We start from the raw sequence: 17,150 nt of genomic DNA, 5'->3' as shown, positions 1-17,150 counted from the left end.
TATCAATTTCCCAAGCAAAAACTTTGCCAATCTGACCGTTTTGCCAAAAAACGTGGCAAAGGTAATACATTTATGCCAGATTGACACATTCCGGATAGCTCATAATTCATTTTAAATGTCTACCTTTGCACGCTCAAATAATAATATAGTAACTGGTAAAATAGTAAATAATAGAAAATGATTACAGTTTCAAACGTTTCGGTGCAGTTTGGTAAAAGAGTCTTGTTTAATGACGTGAACCTGAAATTTACAAGTGGCAACTGCTATGGTATTATCGGTGCGAACGGTGCGGGAAAATCCACCTTCCTTCGTACAATCTACGGAGATCTGGACCCGACGACCGGTACGATTGCCCTGGGACCGGGCGAACGCCTGTCGGTGTTGAGCCAGGACCACTTTAAATGGGATGCTTATACGGTAATGGACACCGTAATGATGGGCCACACCGTGTTGTGGGACATTATGAAGCAGCGTGAAGTATTGTACGCCAAGGAAGACTTCACGGACGAAGACGGACTGAAAGTATCCGAACTGGAAGAGAAATTTGCCGAGCTGGACGGATGGAATGCTGAGAGTGACGCAGCCATGCTGTTGAGCGGTCTGGGCATCAAGGAAGACAAGCATTATACATTGATGGGTGAGCTGAGCGGTAAGGAAAAGGTGCGTGTGATGCTTGCGCAAGCATTGTACGGCAACCCCGACAACCTCCTTCTGGACGAACCTACCAATGACCTCGATATGGAAACAGTGACCTGGCTGGAAGAATACCTTTCCAACTTCGAGCACACCGTGCTGGTGGTAAGCCACGACCGTCACTTCCTCGACTCCGTATGTACGCACACCGTAGACATCGACTACGGAAAGATCAATATGTTTGCCGGAAACTACAGTTTCTGGTACGAATCTAGTCAGCTGGCGCTCCGTCAGCAGCAGAACCAGAAGGCGAAGGCTGAGGAGAAGAAGAAAGAACTGGAAGAATTTATCCGCCGTTTCAGTGCCAACGTAGCGAAGAGCAAGCAGACCACAAGCCGCAAGAAGATGCTGGAAAAACTGAATGTAGAAGAAATCAAACCTTCTTCACGCAAGTATCCGGGCATCATCTTCACTCCCGAACGCGAGCCGGGCAACCAGATCCTCGAAGTTTCCGGACTGAGCAAGAAGACGGAAGAAGGCGTAGTGCTGTTCAGCGACGTGAACTTCAACATCGAAAAGGGCGACAAAGTGGTATTCCTTTCACGTAACCCGCGTGCGATGACCGCTTTCTTCGAAATCATCAACGGAAACATGAAGCCGGATGCCGGACAGTTCAACTGGGGAGTAACCATCACAACGGCTTACCTGCCTCTGGACAATACGGACTTCTTCAACACTGACCTTAACCTGGTGGACTGGCTGAGCCAGTTCGGCGAAGGTAACGAAGTGTACATGAAGGGCTTCCTCGGACGTATGCTGTTCTCCGGCGAAGAGGTACTGAAGAAAGTCAGCGTACTTTCCGGAGGTGAAAAGATGCGTTGTATGATTGCACGTATGCAGCTCCGCAATGCGAACTGTCTGATTCTGGATACTCCGACCAATCACTTGGACCTGGAATCTATTCAGGCTTTCAACAACAACCTGAAGACATACAAAGGAAATATCCTCTTCTCTTCGCATGACCACGAATTTATTCAGACGGTTGCCAACCGCATTATCGAACTGACTCCGAACGGTATCATCGACAAGATGATGGAATATGACGAATATATCACTTCGGACCATATCAAGGAGTTGAGGGCGAAGATGTACGGTGATAAATAGCGTGTTGTATCAGCCGGATACACTGAATAATGTATAGAAGGTAGTATAAATAGTACCTTACTGTTAAATAAAGGGAAATGCTTGTTGACTGTCGTCACATTGCTTTTCCCTTTCCTTTTGTATATTGAAGTATATAAACTTGTATTGTACTGTTTGTAAAATAAAGTTTATTTAGATGTGTTGCTGAGGGAGAGATCGAAAGTTCCAAAATTCCTCCAGCAAAGTCCAGTAAAGTTCAAAAGTCCACTATAGGATTTTCAGAAAACGGAAATTGGATTAAAAACGAGGAAGAAATGAGCAGAGAAGGACTTGGCGGGCATATTTAAATTTTCCCGGACTAAACCTGCAATCTGATTCCCACCATCTTCAAAATGTGTCTCCATCATAAGAAAATAACGTGAATAGGATGAATAGTTGTTGTTATTTATTGTTACGTGTGTTGCCGGACGAACCGGAAGATGTTGAACAGTCTTCTTATTTATTCTTGACAATATCAGTCGCACGTATATCGAAGTAGCGTTCGCCATTTTACTATATTACGTTGAACATAATAAAATGGTCAACACCTGCGTGAGAAGCTTTGTCGAAGACACGAAAACGTGCAATCGTCTGACATATCTCGCATCTTTCGGAGAAGCTTAGACAGTTTTTGGGGCTAAAGATTCATGTGTTGCGGGAGAGGAATTAAACTTCTCTAGAAGCGCTGTTTATTATTTAATAAATTAAGGTGTTAATGCTTGAAATATAGTAAGTTATATCGCAGATTGTGTATTCTAAAAATCTAATATGGACTTTCTGGACTTTATTGGACTTTGAAAGGAAGGAAATTCGTGACTTTTCCTTGATTGTCATAAGAAAAAAGAGTTGTGAAAATCGGGAGAAATTATGAAATAAAAGAAAGTTGTGACAAACGAGAAGCTTTTTCTCTCTATGCCAATGACGAAGTGAAATAATTGATCGGTTTTGTCATTCTTTTCTTTCAAATACGCTATGAGCAAATCGAAATTAGCTATTAGCAAAAACAAATTAGCTAATAGCTAATCGAAATATGCTAATAGCTAATTTATTTTCGATCTATCCTCGTATCTTCTACATAGCATAAATCAATGTCCAATGTGGATTATACTTTTTTTATTTCTTATAAATCAACTTGCTCGGCACCCCGTTTCCGAAGAGTTCATCGCCCAGCGTTGTAATCTTATCACCTGTAGCAAGCACATAGCGCAGATTATCGCATCCCATGAACGCTCCGAACTCGATAGCCGTCACGCTCGCAGGCAGCTCAAGTGTTCCGGCAAGCCGTCCGCAGTTGCTGAATACCCGTTGACCGATGGTCTTGAGGTTATGTGGCAGTTTGATCTTCAGGAGATACTTCTTTTGTGCGAAAGTGAAGTCGGGGATAGTCGTCGCATTTGTTTTAGAAATATCCAGAGATACGAGATTCGGCATATAGTCGCGGATTAGTTTGAAGTCGGCGTTATCCAGTTTCCCTTCGATGGTCAGGAAGTTGATGTCCCTGGGTTGCAGACCAGCTTTCATAATCTCGTCTTCCAGTTTGCCCATTGCGCCTACCTGTATGGTGGTTTCCAGCGGTTCACCTTCTATAAATGCAAAGTGCTCCCATCTGTTCTTAAAACGGTAGGCATCACTGCTGCCCAGCGGGATGAAGATGGCGGTCACACTGTCCGCCAGAGCTTCCGGCAGCAGATTAGGAGCTGTCTTCTTGCGTATCTGACAGATTTTCAGGTTGTCACATCCTTTGAAGGCTGCATCTTCGATATTCTTTATCTTTTCGGAAAGGATCACTTTCTCCAGCGTCTGTTTACCTTTGGTCACTCCGTTCACCACATTCGAGAAAGCGTAGGCAGGGACGAAATTGGCCATATAGATGTAGAACTTTCCGTTAGGATATGTGCCGGCTTTTCCGCTGTACATCTTGATTTCGGCATTGGAGATATCAAGCACTTTCAGGCTGGGAAACTCGTCGCGGAGATGTCTGAAGTCTTCTGCGTTCAGTTTTCCTGTCAGTGTCAGGTGGGTGATGCTGTTGGCTTCTTCTTCCGTCATCATCGAGATCAATGTGCCGGGCTTGCTGACATAATACGTTTTGCTTACTTGTGCGGTTGCTCCCAAAGTACTGGCAGCCAATAAAAAACTTATCAGTAGTTGTCTTATTTTCATAATTATGCAGATTTGTTCAGACAAATATAGGAAAAATAGGTAAGACACGATGTTTTTTTATGTTTTATATCTAATTTTGTAGCGTGATTAACAAAAAGTAAAAATGGAGACAGAAGAAATCAGAGAAAAGAAAGAACCGAAGAGACTTCCCGTATGGGCGTGCATCCTGTTGTTTGCACTGGGGCTTTTCGTCACCTTTGGATTGTATAGTACGATAGGCTTCGGAGTTTTATCTCTGATTCTTGGTGATGAGGCAAGGCACCCCGGATTGTTGGGGCATATGGTGGCGGAAGCCGGCATGCTGCTGGCTGTGCTGACTTCGGCAGTGATTCTGCTCTATTTTGAGCGTCGCCCTTTCTCTGACTTGGGACTGACACTGAAAGGTCATGCACGGGGATTGTGGTACGGACTGCTGGCAGCCATCCTTCTCTACTTGATCGGCTTCGGACTGTCTTTGGCTTTGGGTGAGGTGGAAGTAACCGGTTTTCGATTCGATCCTCTGAATCTGCTTGCTACCTTTGTGTTCTGCCTGCTGGTGGCTCTGGCCGAAGAAATCATGATGCGTGGCTATATACTCGGCCGTCTGCTGCATACCCGGATGAATAAATTCCTGTCTCTTTTTGTCTCCGCACTGCTGTTCGCATTGCTGCACCTCTTCAATCCGAACCTTGCCTTCCTGCCTATGCTGAATCTGTTACTTGCAGGTATGTTTATCGGCGCTTCCTATTTATATACGCGCAATCTTTGTTTCCCTATTTCCCTTCATCTTTTCTGGAACTGGATTCAGGGCCCGATACTGGGCTATCAGGTAAGTGGAAATGACTTTGGGACATCCCTGCTGACGCTGCATCTGCCCGAAGAGAACGTACTGAATGGCGGAGCCTTCGGGTTTGAAGGCTCGCTCATTTGTACAGTACTGATGATTATCTTTACGATTTTAATTGTTTGGTGGGGAGAAAAACGGGAGGCAATCAGTCTTGCTGTACCCCGATCATGCTAAGCTGAATCCGTTTCCGGTCGGTATCCACGTTCATCACTCTGACCATGACATGCTGGTGGATGGACACGATTTCTGTAGGATCGGAGATGTATCGTTCGGCCAGTTGGGAGAGGTGTACAAGCCCGTTCTCCTTGATGCCTATATCGACGAAAGCTCCGAAATTTGTAATATTGCCTACGATGCCCGGCAGAATCATGCCTTCGCGCAAGTCTGCGATGGTGCGCACGTTCTTGTCGAATTCAAATACCTTGATCGCTTTACGCGGGTCGCGACCCGGCTTGTCGAGTTCCTGCATGATGTCTTGCAGGGTAGGCAGGCCCACAGTCGGCGTGATGTAGTCCGATATCTTGATTTTTTGGCGGAGTTCCTTATTCGCGATCAGTTCGTCTACGCTACATTTCAAATCTTTTGCCATTTGCTCTACGATGTGGTAGCTTTCCGGATGCACGGCAGTGTTGTCCAATGGGTTCTTTGCTTCGGGAATGCGGAGGAAGCCGGCACACTGTTCGAAGGCTTTGGCACCCATGCGGGGGACTTTCATCAGCTCCTTGCGTGAACTGAAAGCTCCGTTCTCGGCACGGAAGTTGACAATGTTTTGTGCCAGTTGCGGCCCCAGACCGGATATGTATGTCAGCAGATGACTGCTGGCGGTATTCAGATTCACGCCTACCAGGTTCACGCAGTTTTCCACTGTCTGGTCAAGGGCTTTCTTCAGTTTCGTCTGGTCTACATCGTGCTGGTATTGTCCCACACCGATAGATTTGGGGTCGATCTTTACCAGTTCCGCCAGAGGGTCCATCAGTCGGCGACCGATGGAGACTGCTCCACGTACCGTTACGTCATAATCGGGAAACTCGTCACGGGCGATCTTGGATGCCGAATAAATGGAAGCGCCCTGCTCGCTGACCACGAATACAGGAATCTGCCGGTCGAAGGTCTGATGATTAATAAAGTCTTCCGTTTCGCGGCTGGCTGTTCCGTTGCCGATGGAGATGGCTTCAATTTCATAGGCTTCTATCATCTTGCGGAGTTTGGAGGCCGCTTCACCGGTTTTATTGACCGGAGGATGCGGGTAGATATTCTCATTGTGCAGCAAGTTGCCTTGCGCATCGAGGCAGACGACTTTGCAGCCGGTACGGAATCCGGGGTCGATGGCGAGCACCCGTTTCTGTCCGAGAGGAGGAGAGAGAAGCAACTGGCGGAGATTCTCCGTAAATACGCGGATAGCTTCGTCGTCGGCTTTTTCTTTGGACTGGGCGGCAAATTCTGTTTCGATGGAAGGTTTGAGCAGACGTTTATATGCGTCGGCAGTGGCTTCCTTTACCTGATGGCTGCATTCATTATTGCCATGTACGAACTGGCGGTCGAGGCGTTCCAGACAGGCTTCGTCATCCGGACTGATGGATACTTTCAGCAACCCTTCGGATTCTGCCCGGCGGATGGCGAGCAGGCGATGGGAAGTGCAGCGTTTCAGCGATTCGGAGAAGTCGAAATAATCCCGGTACTTGGCGGCCTCTTCCTCTTTTCCTTTCACTACCTTGGCGGTGATTTCCGCCTGACGGGTGAACTGGTTACGTATGGCGTTGCGGGCACACTCGTCCTCGTTCACTTGCTCTGCGATGATGTCACGGGCGCCTTTCAGTGCGTCTTCCGCATCCTTGACGTCGCCTTTGACGAAGGTGGCGGCTTTGGCGGTGAGGTTGGGCTCCCTTTGCAGCATCATGATCATGGCCAGCGGTTCCAATCCTTTCTGGCGGGCCGCTTCGGCACGGGTCTTCCGTTTGGGTTTGTAGGGGAGGTAGATGTCCTCCAGTTCCGTAGGATTCCAGGTGGCGTTGATGCGCTTTTCGAGCTCCGGAGTGAGTTTCCCTTGCTCGTTGATGGTACTGAGGATGGTTTCCTTCCGTTTGGCTATGTCGCACAACTTGTCATGTTGCTCCTTGATGTTCTCTATCTGTACTTCGTCCAGTCCGCCGGTAGCTTCCTTACGGTAACGGCTGATGAAAGGGATGGTGGCACCTTCGTCCAACAAGTGGAGGGTACTGCTGATTTGTCTTTCCGGTATCCCCAGTAATCCGGAAATCATTTGGTGAAATAGTTCCATAAACAATTTTTTTGCGAATGAATGAGCGACAAAAATACACATAAATCTGTTATAGCCGACAAGTTTTAGTATATTTGCAAGCTAAAATGAGATAGTAACACTTCAAAACTTACGAGTATGATGAGATATATAGGGTGCCTGTTTATCTGTTTGCTATGGCTTTTCCGGGCCACAGAGTTATTTGCTGTCTCTAACGATCAGAAACCCATCCTGATTATCTGCTCCTACAATCCCGCCGCTCATCAAACTTCGGTCACTATCTCCGACTATATGGAAGAATATAACAAACTGGGAGGGAAACGCGATATTATCATTGAAAACATGAACTGCAAAAGTTTCTCCGAAGCCCCGCTTTGGAGCGGTATGATGACGCAGATTCTTTCTAAATATCAAGGGGAGAAGCATCCGGCGCAAATTATTCTGTTGGGACAGGAAGCGTGGGCGGCGTATCTGTCGCAACGGGATTCGATACAGGTGAAGGTGCCGGTGATGTGTAGTCTCGTCAGCAGCAACATCGTCATACTGCCTGAGGATACGGTTGCCGGACTGGACGCATGGATGCCGGAATCGGTCGATCTCTTTACCGACCACATGAATATACCGGAATTGAAGTCGGGATTTATCAATCAGTACAATATAGAAGATAATGTCCGGATGATCAAGGCGTTTTATCCGAAGACGGAACACATCGCTTTTATTTCGGACAATACTTACGGCGGCGTCACCATGCAGGCACTGGTGCGGAAAGAAATGAAGAAGTTTCCCGAAATCGACCTGATCCTGATGGACGGCCGGCGGCATACTATCTATACAATTGTGGAAGAGTTGCGTCATTTACCGGAGAATACGGTGATCATGGTAGGCACGTGGCGTGTGGATATGAACGAAGGTTATTTCATGCGGAATGCTACCTATGCCATGATGGAGGTTACTCCGACCATTCCGACTTTTACTCCCTCATCGGTGAGTCTGGGGTATTGGGCGATCGGCGGAGTGCTGCCCGATTACCGGAAACTGGGGATGGACATGGCATTGGCATCCGTACAGATTGATCGATATCCGGCGGATGAGCAGCAGCACCTTTCCGTGATTGGCAGCAAGGCCGTACTGGACAGCCGGAAGGTGAAGGAGTGGGGACTGGACCCGGACATCCTTCCTTTTGATGTGCAGATTATTAATCAGACCGTATCATTCTATCAGCAATATACTTATCAGATTTGGTCGGCATGTGCGCTGGTTGTCATCCTTGTGCTGGGGTTGTGCATCTCGCTCTTCTACTATTTCCGCACCAAACGTCTGAAGGACGATCTGCTGAAGTCGGAAAAAGACCTGCGGGTGGCAAAAGACCGTGCAGAAGAATCAAACCGCCTGAAAAGTGCTTTCCTCGCCAATATGAGCCATGAGATACGTACGCCTTTAAACTCCATTGTAGGTTTCTCGGATGTGCTCGCTGTGGGTGGCAATACGGAAGAAGAACAGCAGACCTATTATCAGATTATCAAGACAAATTCGGATTTGTTGCTTCGCCTGATCAATGATATTCTTGATCTCTCACGCCTGGAAGCGAACAGGGTCACGTTGACTTGGGAAGAGTGTGACGTGGTGCAGCTATGCAGGCAGGTGGTGGCATCTGTCAGCGTTTCACGGCAGTCCGGCAATCAGTTCCTGTTTGTCAGCGATTATGAGTCGTTTCGGATGACGACAGACATACAGCGTATGCAGCAGGTGATTATCAATCTGATGTCTAATGCGGATAAGTTCACCAGGAAAGGGCAGATAACACTGGAATTTTCGGTGAATGAAGAGACGGAGATGGCTGTATTCTCTGTGACGGATACAGGGTGCGGCATCCCGAAAGAGAAACAGAAACTGGTATTCGAGCGCTTCGAGAAGCTGAACGAATATGCCCAGGGAACAGGTTTGGGATTATCTATCTGTAAATTGATTGTGCATAAATGGAAAGGGGATATATGGATCGACTCCGAATATACGGGAGGTGCACGGTTCATGTTCTCACATCCGCTTAAAATAGAAAAAGAATGAAACGATTTGCATGTGTTTACGTATGGCTTCTTTGCCTCGTGCTCTCAATTGCGGCACAGGAAAAAGTAGTGAAGCTGAAAATTGTACAGACAAGTGATGTACATGGTAATTATTATCCTTATAATTTTATTACCCGTAAGGATTGGCAGGGCAGTCTGGCACGAATATACGCTTTTGTGGAGAAAGAACGCGAACAATATAAGGAGAATCTTATTTTACTCGACAACGGCGATATATTGCAGGGGCAACCGACTGCCTATTACTATAATTATATAGATACAGTATCACCCCACCTATGCGCGGAAATGATGAATTACATGAAATATGATGCCGGAAATATGGGTAATCATGATGTGGAGACAGGCCGAGCCGTGTTCGACCGCTGGATAAATACCTGTGACTTTCCCGTATTAGGAGCTAATATCATCGATATATCGACCGGAGAACCTCATCTTCCTCCTTATAAGGTCATGGAACGTGACGGAGTGAAAATCGTAATCCTTGGAATGATCACCCCTGCTATCCCTGCATGGCTCTCGGAGAACCTGTGGAAGGGACTGCGTTTCGACGACATGGAGGAGACTGCACGCAAATGGATGAAGATCATCCGTGAAAAAGAGAATCCGGACTTGATGATCGGCTTGTTCCATGCGGGGCAGGAGGCTTTCAAAATGTCCGGCAAGTATAATGAAAACGCTTCTCTGAGTGTGGCGAAGAATGTCCCCGGATTTGACATTGTACTGATGGGACACGATCATGCGCGCGAATGTAAGAAAGTGATGAATGTGGCAGGTGATTCGGTACTGGTCATTGATCCGGCAAGCAACGGAATTGTTCTGTCCAACATCGATGTGACCTTGAAACTGAAAGATGGGAAAGTGCGCAGCAAAGATATAAAAGGAGTATTGACCGAAACGAAAGATTATGGAATCAGTGAGGACTTTATGAAGAATTTTGCTCCTCAATATGACACTGTCCGTAACTTTGTCTCTAAAAAGATCGGTACATTCACTGAAAGTATCTCGACCCGTCCTTCTTTCTTCGGATCGTCTGCTTTTATCGACTTGATCCATACCTTGCAGCTTGAAATCACCGGTGCGGAGATATCCTTTGCGGCACCGCTTTCATTTGATGCGAAAATAAATAAAGGGGATGTGTTTGTCAGTGATATGTTCAATCTGTATAAGTATGAGAATATGCTATATATGATGACTTTATCCGGAAAAGAAATCAAGGATTATCTGGAAATGTCTTATTTCATGTGGACCAACCGGATGAAGTCTCCGGACGATCATCTGCTCTGGTTTAAGGAGAAACGTCGCGAAGGTGCGGAGGACAGAGCTTCTTTCCAAAATTTCAGCTTCAATTTTGATTCAGCATCGGGAATTATTTATACCGTAGACGTCACCAAGCCGCAAGGGGAAAAGATTACGATTATCAGCATGGCAGACGGCAGTCCTTTCCTCATGGATAAGATTTATAAGGTGGCTTTGAACTCTTACCGGGGGAATGGCGGTGGAGAACTGCTGACGAAAGGATCAGGCATCCCGCAGGAGAAATTGAAAGAGCGTATCATCTTCTCTACGGATAAGGATCTTCGTTTCTATCTGATGAATTATATAGAAAAGAAAGGTACTATGGACCCGAAGGCATTGAACCAATGGAAATTCGTTCCTGAAAAGTGGACTGTTCCGGCTGCCGAACGTGATTATAAGTTTTTATTCGGAGATAGTCAATAAGTAGGCAAAAGTGTTCTTTTTGACAGATAATCTCTCGCCTTAGGTTGAACATCTCATTATTACTGGTATCTTTGTCGCAACCAAAAGAGAGAGTGTATGGATATGCAAGTTGTTCCTAAGATAGGTATTTCTTCGGTAGTTCATTCTAAACATATAGATCCGGGTAGTATTGATGTGGTCGGCAATGATATAGCGCTCTTCGACACGGAGAGCGTTATTTCCCTTTATAATGGCCCCAGTAAACTGGAAGTGGTGAGCATCGGACTTTGTCTGGAAGGCTCTACTCGTTTTAATATCAGTCTGCGTGAGTTTGAACTGATTCCGGGCAGAATGGTTATTGCGTTGCCCAATCAGATAATCGAACATCGTCAGTTCAGTTCCAATTTCAGAGGGATTTTCTTTGCTGTATCAAAAAGTCTGTTGGAATCATTGCCCAAAGTTGGTAATGTGCTTTCATTCTTTTTCTTTCTGAAAGATTACCCTTGTTTTGATCTCAATCTGCACGAGCAGGAGATGATTAAGGAGTATCATGCTTTCATCAGAAAGAGATTGAAAAATAAAGACGATAGGTACCGTAGGGAGGTAGTAATGGGATTGATGCAGGGCTTCTTCTTTGAGCTTTGCAATATTTTCAACAGTTATGCTCCGGATGCTTCTGCCGTTGTCAAAAGTAAAAGTCGTAAAGAATATATATTTGAGCGCTTCTATGAATCTTTGGTTCAGTCTTATCAGTCGGAACGCAGCGTGAAGTTTTATGCGGATCAGTTGTGTCTGACGCCGAAACATCTGTCCGGAGTTGTCAAGGAAGTCAGCGGGAAGACGGTAGGGGAGTGGATTGACGAATTAGTGATCTTGGAAGCGAAGGCACTCTTGAATTCTTCGAGCATGAACATACAGGAGATAGCCGACCGTTTAAACTTTGCCAACCAGTCGTTCTTCGGTAAGTACTTTAAGCATTATACCGGTATGTCTCCCAAAGAATACCGGAAAAGCAGATAGCTTCCAAAATTACAAAACTACAGAACGCCTGAACGTACTCGGCTCAATGTTTCCGGTGTCATCAGCAGGTAAGAAGCGATGTGTGCCAAAGGTGCCCGTTTGATGATTTCCGGATGAGTTTCGAGCAATAGATTATAACGCTCGCGGGCGGATTCGAAACGCCAGGAATCGGCTTTGGTTTGCGATACAATCAGGGAATATTCAAGTATCTTCCGATAGAACATATTGATTTCCCAGTTTTGCTTTGTCAGCTGCATCATTTTGTCATAAGGGAACAGGTATATGACAGCAGGCTCCAGTGTCTCTATGATCAATCGGGTAGGGACTTGTTTCAGCAGACTTTCGATACACATCAGGATACAGCCTTCGTATGAGAAGTGTTCGGTAACGTCTTTTCCGTTTTTATAATAATATTGCCGGAGCATCCCTTTCCCGACAAAAACTAATTCATGGGCTACTTCTCCTTCATTAAGTGCGATCACTCCTTTAGGATATTCTTCACGTATCAGGATGCTTTCTATCTGCCGGCGTCCCTCTATACTCATTTCGGGAAAGCGGGAATTTACGACGGTATTTACAGTTTCTCTTAGTAGTGTATCCATGTCATTATAGTCTTGTTATGTGCAAAAGTACTAAAAACGGTTGATATAAATCAAGTTGATTCAAAAAAGATGTATCTTTGTCTCCAAAATAAGGATGTATATGATAATGAATAAGATAGTAGGAATGGCAGCTTTACTGCTTTGTCTGACAGGTTGTGTCAGAGATAATGATGCAATATATTACCCTGTAGGCGATGTGGATATTGAAAGAGGAGGTCCGGCGTTGGAAGTCGGAGAGGAGGATGTATTGGTAGCGCGAAGTTTCAATGAAGAAGATTATGTGCTGGATACGATAGCTCAATATCCGAATGACCCGACTTTGGGTAAACTGACGTTTATGATTGACTTGAAAAATCAACAGAAAGATCAGAACGTCGCAGATTTCAACGGAGTGGGTAAATCAAAACTGACCATGAGTCTAGGCTATAAGGATGGCAATTACCCGTCGGAGAGTCAGGTCCCTATTTATACTTCTCAGGACGTTACAGCTAAATATGCAGTCAAACTTCGTCTGAAAGGAGAATTGCTTGTATCCGGTGACGAATGGATGATCGATTATGTGTATGCGCAGCTGGCCAGCTTGTTTCAGCCTTATCCGCCTGCGAATTTCCCCGAAGTCTTTATGTGCAAGGGAGGTATGAAGCTGGGGACTTTCGATTCGTTCCGAAGAACCTGTACTTTCGATATCACTTATGATCGTTCCGACCTCTCTTTTAGTCAATTATACTTCAATTTATTTATCAATCTGGCCGGTCAGAAGCGGGAAAACAGAGTCCGACTGCGGATTGATAAAGAGTCTTACTTTGAATTGTACGAGCAGAGTGAAGAAATGTAAGTAAGCAGCGTTTTTCTTCATTTATTGACGGGTATCCATGTGAAAGACAATCGTTTTACATGGATATAACATTCTTTTACAGAAAAAACTTTGAATGCTCAAATAATTATTAAATCTTTTAACATCTTAATACAATATCAATAAGCATATCCTTCTTTTTTAATTATGCTTATTTTACCTCTTCTACTTTATATTCATCCTTCACTTTCCTGCATTTAAAGACGCAGTAATCCGGATTATTTAAAGCGTTATCAAGGCTTTGTGGCAAAACGATCTCTTTCGTTTGTTTGTTGATTGCTATCAATGCGTAATAAATACCTTCTTCTTTGCATTGTTCAATCAATACCTTTTTTAATTCTTTTACGTTATATTCCATTTCTTGAGATATGAACCCAATAAAAAAAGCCTCTTACTTCAATGTAAGAGGCTAACTAAAATAAGAGTAGTGGGTACGAGAATCGAACTCGTATTACATGCGTGAGAGGCATGTGTCCTAACCGTTAGACGAACCCACCGGCTTTTGATAGATTTAAAAAGAGCCAAGTCTATAAAACTTAGCTCTTTTTATCTAGAGAATCTTGCGGAAGCTGGGGGATTCGAACCCCCGGTACGGTTACCCGTACGTCAGTTTAGCAAACTGGTGGTTTCAGCCACTCACCCAAACTTCCTTGAACCCGCATTCTCTCTCAAATGCGGTGCAAATATAGGGGGAACTTTTGGACTACGCAAATCTTTTAGCAAGATTTTTTTTACTTGTTTTTTGATGAAAGAGATAACTTGCTATGTTTCAAATGTTAAACGGATTATTTTTTTTGAGAATATTTTTTCTCACTATTCATGGGAGAAAACGATTACCTTATTAATTATTATAGAAGCCTGTGGTGTCATCAGATTTTTTACATCAGTATTTGCCATTTTACGTTTGTCTCCATGGCTTCTTGAGAAGTTTATTAAAAAAAGAGCATAAAAAAAGGCTATCTATCCCAGACAGCCAATCTTTTTGTTAACCTTAAATCTAATACTATGAAAAACACATTGCAAATATACGGAGTTTTGTGATATCTGCAAATAAATCGGGCTAAATGGCTTGATTTATAACATTGATTAAATAATTGAATGTTTGATTCAATGTTTATTAAGGTTTTGGAGGGCGGAAGCGTGTCTTCTTAGCTATTTAGGAATCTGTAAGGTATCCAGTACGTTGGGGGAATTTACCTCTTCCATTAGGTGAATTCCCCTAAACAAGTAGGAATTTTCAATTTCATAAGGAGAATTCATTCCCTACTTTTGTAATATCGAAAGATAAATGATAGGATTAATAAAGGAACCATTAAAAATAAAGGAATATGAAAACGAACGCATTTAGATACTTAGGACTGGCTTTAATGGCTGTGTTAACGTTGAGTCTGACTTCTTGTGAAGTAGAAATCGATAGTTTTTATGATGATGATAATATCGGTGGTGGTTACTATAATCGTTCTTCTGATTTATGTAGCCGTACATGGGTGAGTTTTTATCGGGATGTGGACGGTAACCGTTGCCGTCAGGAACTCGACTTTTATTTGGACCGGACAGGCGTTGATTTTATTCGGGTGGAATATCCTAATGGACATGTGGAGACATTCGAATATTATTTCCGTTGGAACTGGGAGAATTATGCACAGACTTCCATTCGTATGGATTACGGTCGCAATGATGTATCTTACCTGGATGATGTATACATCGGAGGAAATCGATTGAGCGGTTATCTGGATGGTCGGAATAATTTCGTAGAATATACAGGTAGGTGAGATAACAGCCGGCAGATGGAAAGTGCCGGCAAATGAAAAGAAAATGATGATTACACAAAAGATGACAGGTAGAGAGATTTCGGATAACGACAGGTAGAAAGATACCACATGGAATAGGTTGAAAAGGTAAAAAGCGATAGGTGGAGGTGACAGGTAAAAAGATTGCGGATAACAAACAGATAATTTAAAGGATAACATATAAGATTTCAGGATATTAAGAATTTAGAGAAGAGATAGGGCGCGAAATGAAAGCTTAAAAGTTTTGAATGGGACTAAATAGTTTTTATCTTTGCGCCCTATTAGTATGTTTAATTCATGGAGTGGTTATATAATCTGTTTCTCGAACATTCTGCCTTACAGGCAGTTGTGGTGCTTTCACTGATTTCTGCGATTGGGCTGGGGCTGGGAAGAGTGCATTTCTGGGGAGTATCTCTGGGAGTCACTTTTGTTTTTTTTGCAGGTATCCTTGCCGGACACTTCGGGCTTTCGGTTGATCCACAGATGCTGAATTATGCAGAAAGTTTCGGACTGGTTATTTTCGTATATTCACTGGGGCTTCAGGTAGGGCCCGGTTTCTTCAGTTCTTTCCGGAAAGGAGGGGTGACGCTGAATATGTTGGCGTTGGCCGTAGTTCTGTTGGGTACTTTGCTGACTGTTGTTGCCAGTTATGCGACAGGTGTGTCTCTTCCTGATATGGTGGGTATCCTTTGCGGAGCCACGACTAATACTCCTGCCTTGGGAGCTGCGCAGCAGACACTTAAACAGATGGGCATAGAGAGCAGTACTCCGGCTTTGGGGTGTGCGGTAGCCTATCCGATGGGAGTGATCGGTGTGATTCTTGCCGTACTGCTGATTCGTAAATTCTTGGTTCATAAAGAAGACTTGGAGATTAAAGAAAAGGATGATGCCAACAAAACCTTTATCGCAGCGTTTCAAGTACATAACCCCGCTATTTTTAATAAAAGTATCAAGGATATAGCTCAGATGAGTTATCCGAAATTTGTGATTTCCCGTTTGTGGCGTGACGGTCATGTCAGTATTCCTACCTCCGACAAGGTATTGAAGGAAGGCGACCGCCTGTTGGTGATCACAGCGGAAAAGAATGTCCTGGCTCTGACAGTACTTTTCGGTGAACAGGAAGAAAATACGGACTGGAACAAGGAAGATATAGACTGGAATGCAATTGACAGCGAATTGATCTCGCAGCGTATCGTCGTAACCCGCCCCGAACTGAATGGAAAGAAACTTGGCTCATTGAGACTAAGAAACCATTATGGAATCAATATCAGCCGTGTGTACCGTTCGGGTGTGCAACTACTTGCCACTCCGGAACTGATTCTCCAGCTGGGCGACCGCCTGACAGTAGTAGGTGAAGCAGCAGCCATTCAGAATGTAGAAAAAGTATTGGGAAATGCAGTGAAAAGTCTGAAAGAACCTAATCTTGTTGTCATATTTATAGGCATCGTATTGGGATTGGCATTGGGAGCGATCCCGTTCTCCATACCGGGAATCAGTACTCCCGTGAAGCTGGGGCTGGCAGGCGGACCGATTATCGTGGGTATCCTGCTGGGAACTTTCGGCCCACGGATACACATGATCACTTACACTACCCGCAGCGCCAATCTGATGCTGCGCGCGTTGGGGCTTTCCATGTATCTAGCCTGTCTTGGTCTGGATGCCGGTGCTCATTTCTTCGATACTGTCTTCCGTCCGGAAGGATTGCTTTGGATAGCTTTGGGAGCCGGTCTGACAATTATCCCGACGGTCCTGGTCGGCTTTGTCGCTTTCAAGATTATGAAGATAGACTTCGGCAGTGTATCCGGTATGTTGTGCGGCAGTATGGCGAATCCGATGGCGCTGAATTATGCCAACGATACGATACCGGGTGACAATCCTTCCGTCGCTTATGCTACAGTATATCCGTTGTGTATGTTTCTGCGTGTGATCATTGCGCAGGTGCTGTTGATGTTTTTATTGGGCTGACGATGAACATTAAAGGCTGGAATTTGTAATAAGTAGATGATAAATCGTTATATTTATAGCGATAAACGATAAGTCGA

At 44.6% G+C, this 17,150-nt stretch carries 12 protein-coding genes and 2 tRNA genes; 8 read left to right on the top strand and 6 right to left on the bottom strand.

The genetic code is table 11. The annotated features are described in order from the left end of the window. Positions 1-177: 177 nt before the first annotated feature. On the top strand, positions 178-1,797 hold the full coding sequence (locus BT_RS06280; RefSeq protein WP_008763401.1) for an ABC-F family ATP-binding cassette domain-containing protein: 1,620 nt from the start codon (positions 178-180) through the stop codon (positions 1,795-1,797). Between the two features lie 1,131 nt (positions 1,798-2,928). On the opposite strand, the gene BT_RS06275 is transcribed toward BT_RS06280, so the two are convergent. Then, a complete protein-coding gene (locus BT_RS06275) occupies positions 2,929-3,978 on the bottom strand; it encodes a leucine-rich repeat domain-containing protein (protein WP_008763402.1) in 1,050 nt (349 codons plus the stop codon). Positions 3,979-4,081: 103 nt separating this feature from the next. Here BT_RS06275 and BT_RS06270 point away from each other — a divergent pair, with 103 nt between their 5' ends. Beyond that, positions 4,082-4,978 (top strand): CPBP family intramembrane glutamic endopeptidase, encoded by an 897-nt coding sequence (locus tag BT_RS06270; protein WP_011107670.1) that lies wholly within the window; start codon positions 4,082-4,084, stop codon positions 4,976-4,978. Here BT_RS06270 and BT_RS06265 read toward each other — a convergent pair. Continuing rightward, positions 4,950-7,082, bottom strand: a complete 2,133-nt coding sequence (locus BT_RS06265) for a Tex family protein (protein WP_072067041.1) — start codon at positions 7,080-7,082, stop codon at positions 4,950-4,952. The two genes, BT_RS06270 and BT_RS06265, sit on opposite strands and share 29 nt — an antisense overlap. A gap of 117 nt (positions 7,083-7,199) precedes the next feature. Between BT_RS06265 and BT_RS06260 the strand changes: the two genes are divergently transcribed. The 3 genes from BT_RS06260 (at position 7,200) to BT_RS06250 (ending at position 11,863) form a co-directional block, all read left to right on the top strand. Next, positions 7,200-9,125 carry a sensor histidine kinase gene (locus BT_RS06260; protein ID WP_011107668.1) on the top strand — a complete coding sequence of 642 codons (1,926 nt, stop codon included), beginning with the start codon at positions 7,200-7,202 and terminating at the stop codon, positions 9,123-9,125. Next, positions 9,122-10,864 (top strand): bifunctional metallophosphatase/5'-nucleotidase, encoded by a 1,743-nt coding sequence (locus BT_RS06255; RefSeq protein WP_011107667.1) that lies wholly within the window; start codon positions 9,122-9,124, stop codon positions 10,862-10,864. Before BT_RS06260 ends, BT_RS06255 begins: the two co-directional genes overlap by 4 nt. Positions 10,865-10,960: 96 nt before the next feature. Beyond that, complete coding sequence (locus BT_RS06250; RefSeq protein ID WP_008763406.1) at positions 10,961-11,863, top strand: helix-turn-helix domain-containing protein; 903 nt, start codon at positions 10,961-10,963, stop codon at positions 11,861-11,863. A 17-nt stretch (positions 11,864-11,880) separates the two neighbouring features. Here BT_RS06250 and BT_RS06245 read toward each other — a convergent pair whose 3' ends face one another. After that, the gene (locus tag BT_RS06245; protein WP_008765993.1) at positions 11,881-12,465 is read right to left on the bottom strand and encodes a Crp/Fnr family transcriptional regulator; all 585 of its coding nucleotides are present in this window, start codon (positions 12,463-12,465) and stop codon (positions 11,881-11,883) included. A gap of 100 nt (positions 12,466-12,565) precedes the next feature. Here BT_RS06245 and BT_RS06240 point away from each other — a divergent pair, with 100 nt between their 5' ends. After that, positions 12,566-13,300, top strand: coding sequence for a DUF3845 domain-containing protein (locus BT_RS06240; protein ID WP_008765992.1), 735 nt, complete (start codon positions 12,566-12,568; stop codon positions 13,298-13,300). Positions 13,301-13,469: 169 nt separating this feature from the next. Here BT_RS06240 and BT_RS06235 read toward each other — a convergent pair whose 3' ends face one another. The 3 genes from BT_RS06235 to BT_RS06225 form a co-directional block, all read right to left on the bottom strand. Next, positions 13,470-13,676 carry a hypothetical protein gene (locus BT_RS06235; protein ID WP_008763408.1) on the bottom strand — a complete coding sequence of 69 codons (207 nt, stop codon included), beginning with the start codon at positions 13,674-13,676 and terminating at the stop codon, positions 13,470-13,472. Between the two features lie 67 nt (positions 13,677-13,743). Next, positions 13,744-13,815 (bottom strand) — tRNA-Glu (locus tag BT_RS06230). 66 nt (positions 13,816-13,881) lie between these two features. Further along, a tRNA-Ser gene (locus BT_RS06225) sits at positions 13,882-13,968 on the bottom strand. A 678-nt stretch (positions 13,969-14,646) separates the two neighbouring features. Between BT_RS06225 and BT_RS06215 the strand changes: the two genes are divergently transcribed. Together BT_RS06215 and BT_RS06210 are read left to right on the top strand one after the other, a co-directional pair. After that, positions 14,647-15,090 (top strand): hypothetical protein, encoded by a 444-nt coding sequence (locus BT_RS06215; protein WP_008763410.1) that lies wholly within the window; start codon positions 14,647-14,649, stop codon positions 15,088-15,090. Between the two features lie 315 nt (positions 15,091-15,405). Then, positions 15,406-17,073 (top strand): putative transporter, encoded by a 1,668-nt coding sequence (locus BT_RS06210; RefSeq protein WP_008763411.1) that lies wholly within the window; start codon positions 15,406-15,408, stop codon positions 17,071-17,073. Positions 17,074-17,150 lie beyond the last annotated feature (77 nt).

The sequence above is a fragment of the Bacteroides thetaiotaomicron VPI-5482 genome, assembly GCF_000011065.1.
Classification (GTDB): Bacteria; Bacteroidota; Bacteroidia; order Bacteroidales; family Bacteroidaceae; genus Bacteroides; species Bacteroides thetaiotaomicron.
The sequence above is the reverse complement of the archived record's forward strand: the minus strand, read 5'-3'. Positions and strand labels throughout refer to the sequence as shown.

Coding starts and splice junctions, on each gene's coding strand:
- BT_RS06280 (WP_008763401.1), top strand. CDS start 178: ATGATTACAGTTTCAAACGTTTCGGTGCAGTTTGGTAAAAGAGTCTTG.
- BT_RS06275 (WP_008763402.1), bottom strand. CDS start 3,978: ATGAAAATAAGACAACTACTGATAAGTTTTTTATTGGCTGCCAGTACT.
- BT_RS06270 (WP_011107670.1), top strand. CDS start 4,082: ATGGAGACAGAAGAAATCAGAGAAAAGAAAGAACCGAAGAGACTTCCC.
- BT_RS06265 (WP_072067041.1), bottom strand. CDS start 7,082: ATGGAACTATTTCACCAAATGATTTCCGGATTACTGGGGATACCGGAA.
- BT_RS06260 (WP_011107668.1), top strand. CDS start 7,200: ATGATGAGATATATAGGGTGCCTGTTTATCTGTTTGCTATGGCTTTTC.
- BT_RS06255 (WP_011107667.1), top strand. CDS start 9,122: ATGAAACGATTTGCATGTGTTTACGTATGGCTTCTTTGCCTCGTGCTC.
- BT_RS06250 (WP_008763406.1), top strand. CDS start 10,961: ATGGATATGCAAGTTGTTCCTAAGATAGGTATTTCTTCGGTAGTTCAT.
- BT_RS06245 (WP_008765993.1), bottom strand. CDS start 12,465: ATGGATACACTACTAAGAGAAACTGTAAATACCGTCGTAAATTCCCGC.
- BT_RS06240 (WP_008765992.1), top strand. CDS start 12,566: ATGATAATGAATAAGATAGTAGGAATGGCAGCTTTACTGCTTTGTCTG.
- BT_RS06235 (WP_008763408.1), bottom strand. CDS start 13,676: ATGGAATATAACGTAAAAGAATTAAAAAAGGTATTGATTGAACAATGC.
- BT_RS06215 (WP_008763410.1), top strand. CDS start 14,647: ATGAAAACGAACGCATTTAGATACTTAGGACTGGCTTTAATGGCTGTG.
- BT_RS06210 (WP_008763411.1), top strand. CDS start 15,406: ATGGAGTGGTTATATAATCTGTTTCTCGAACATTCTGCCTTACAGGCA.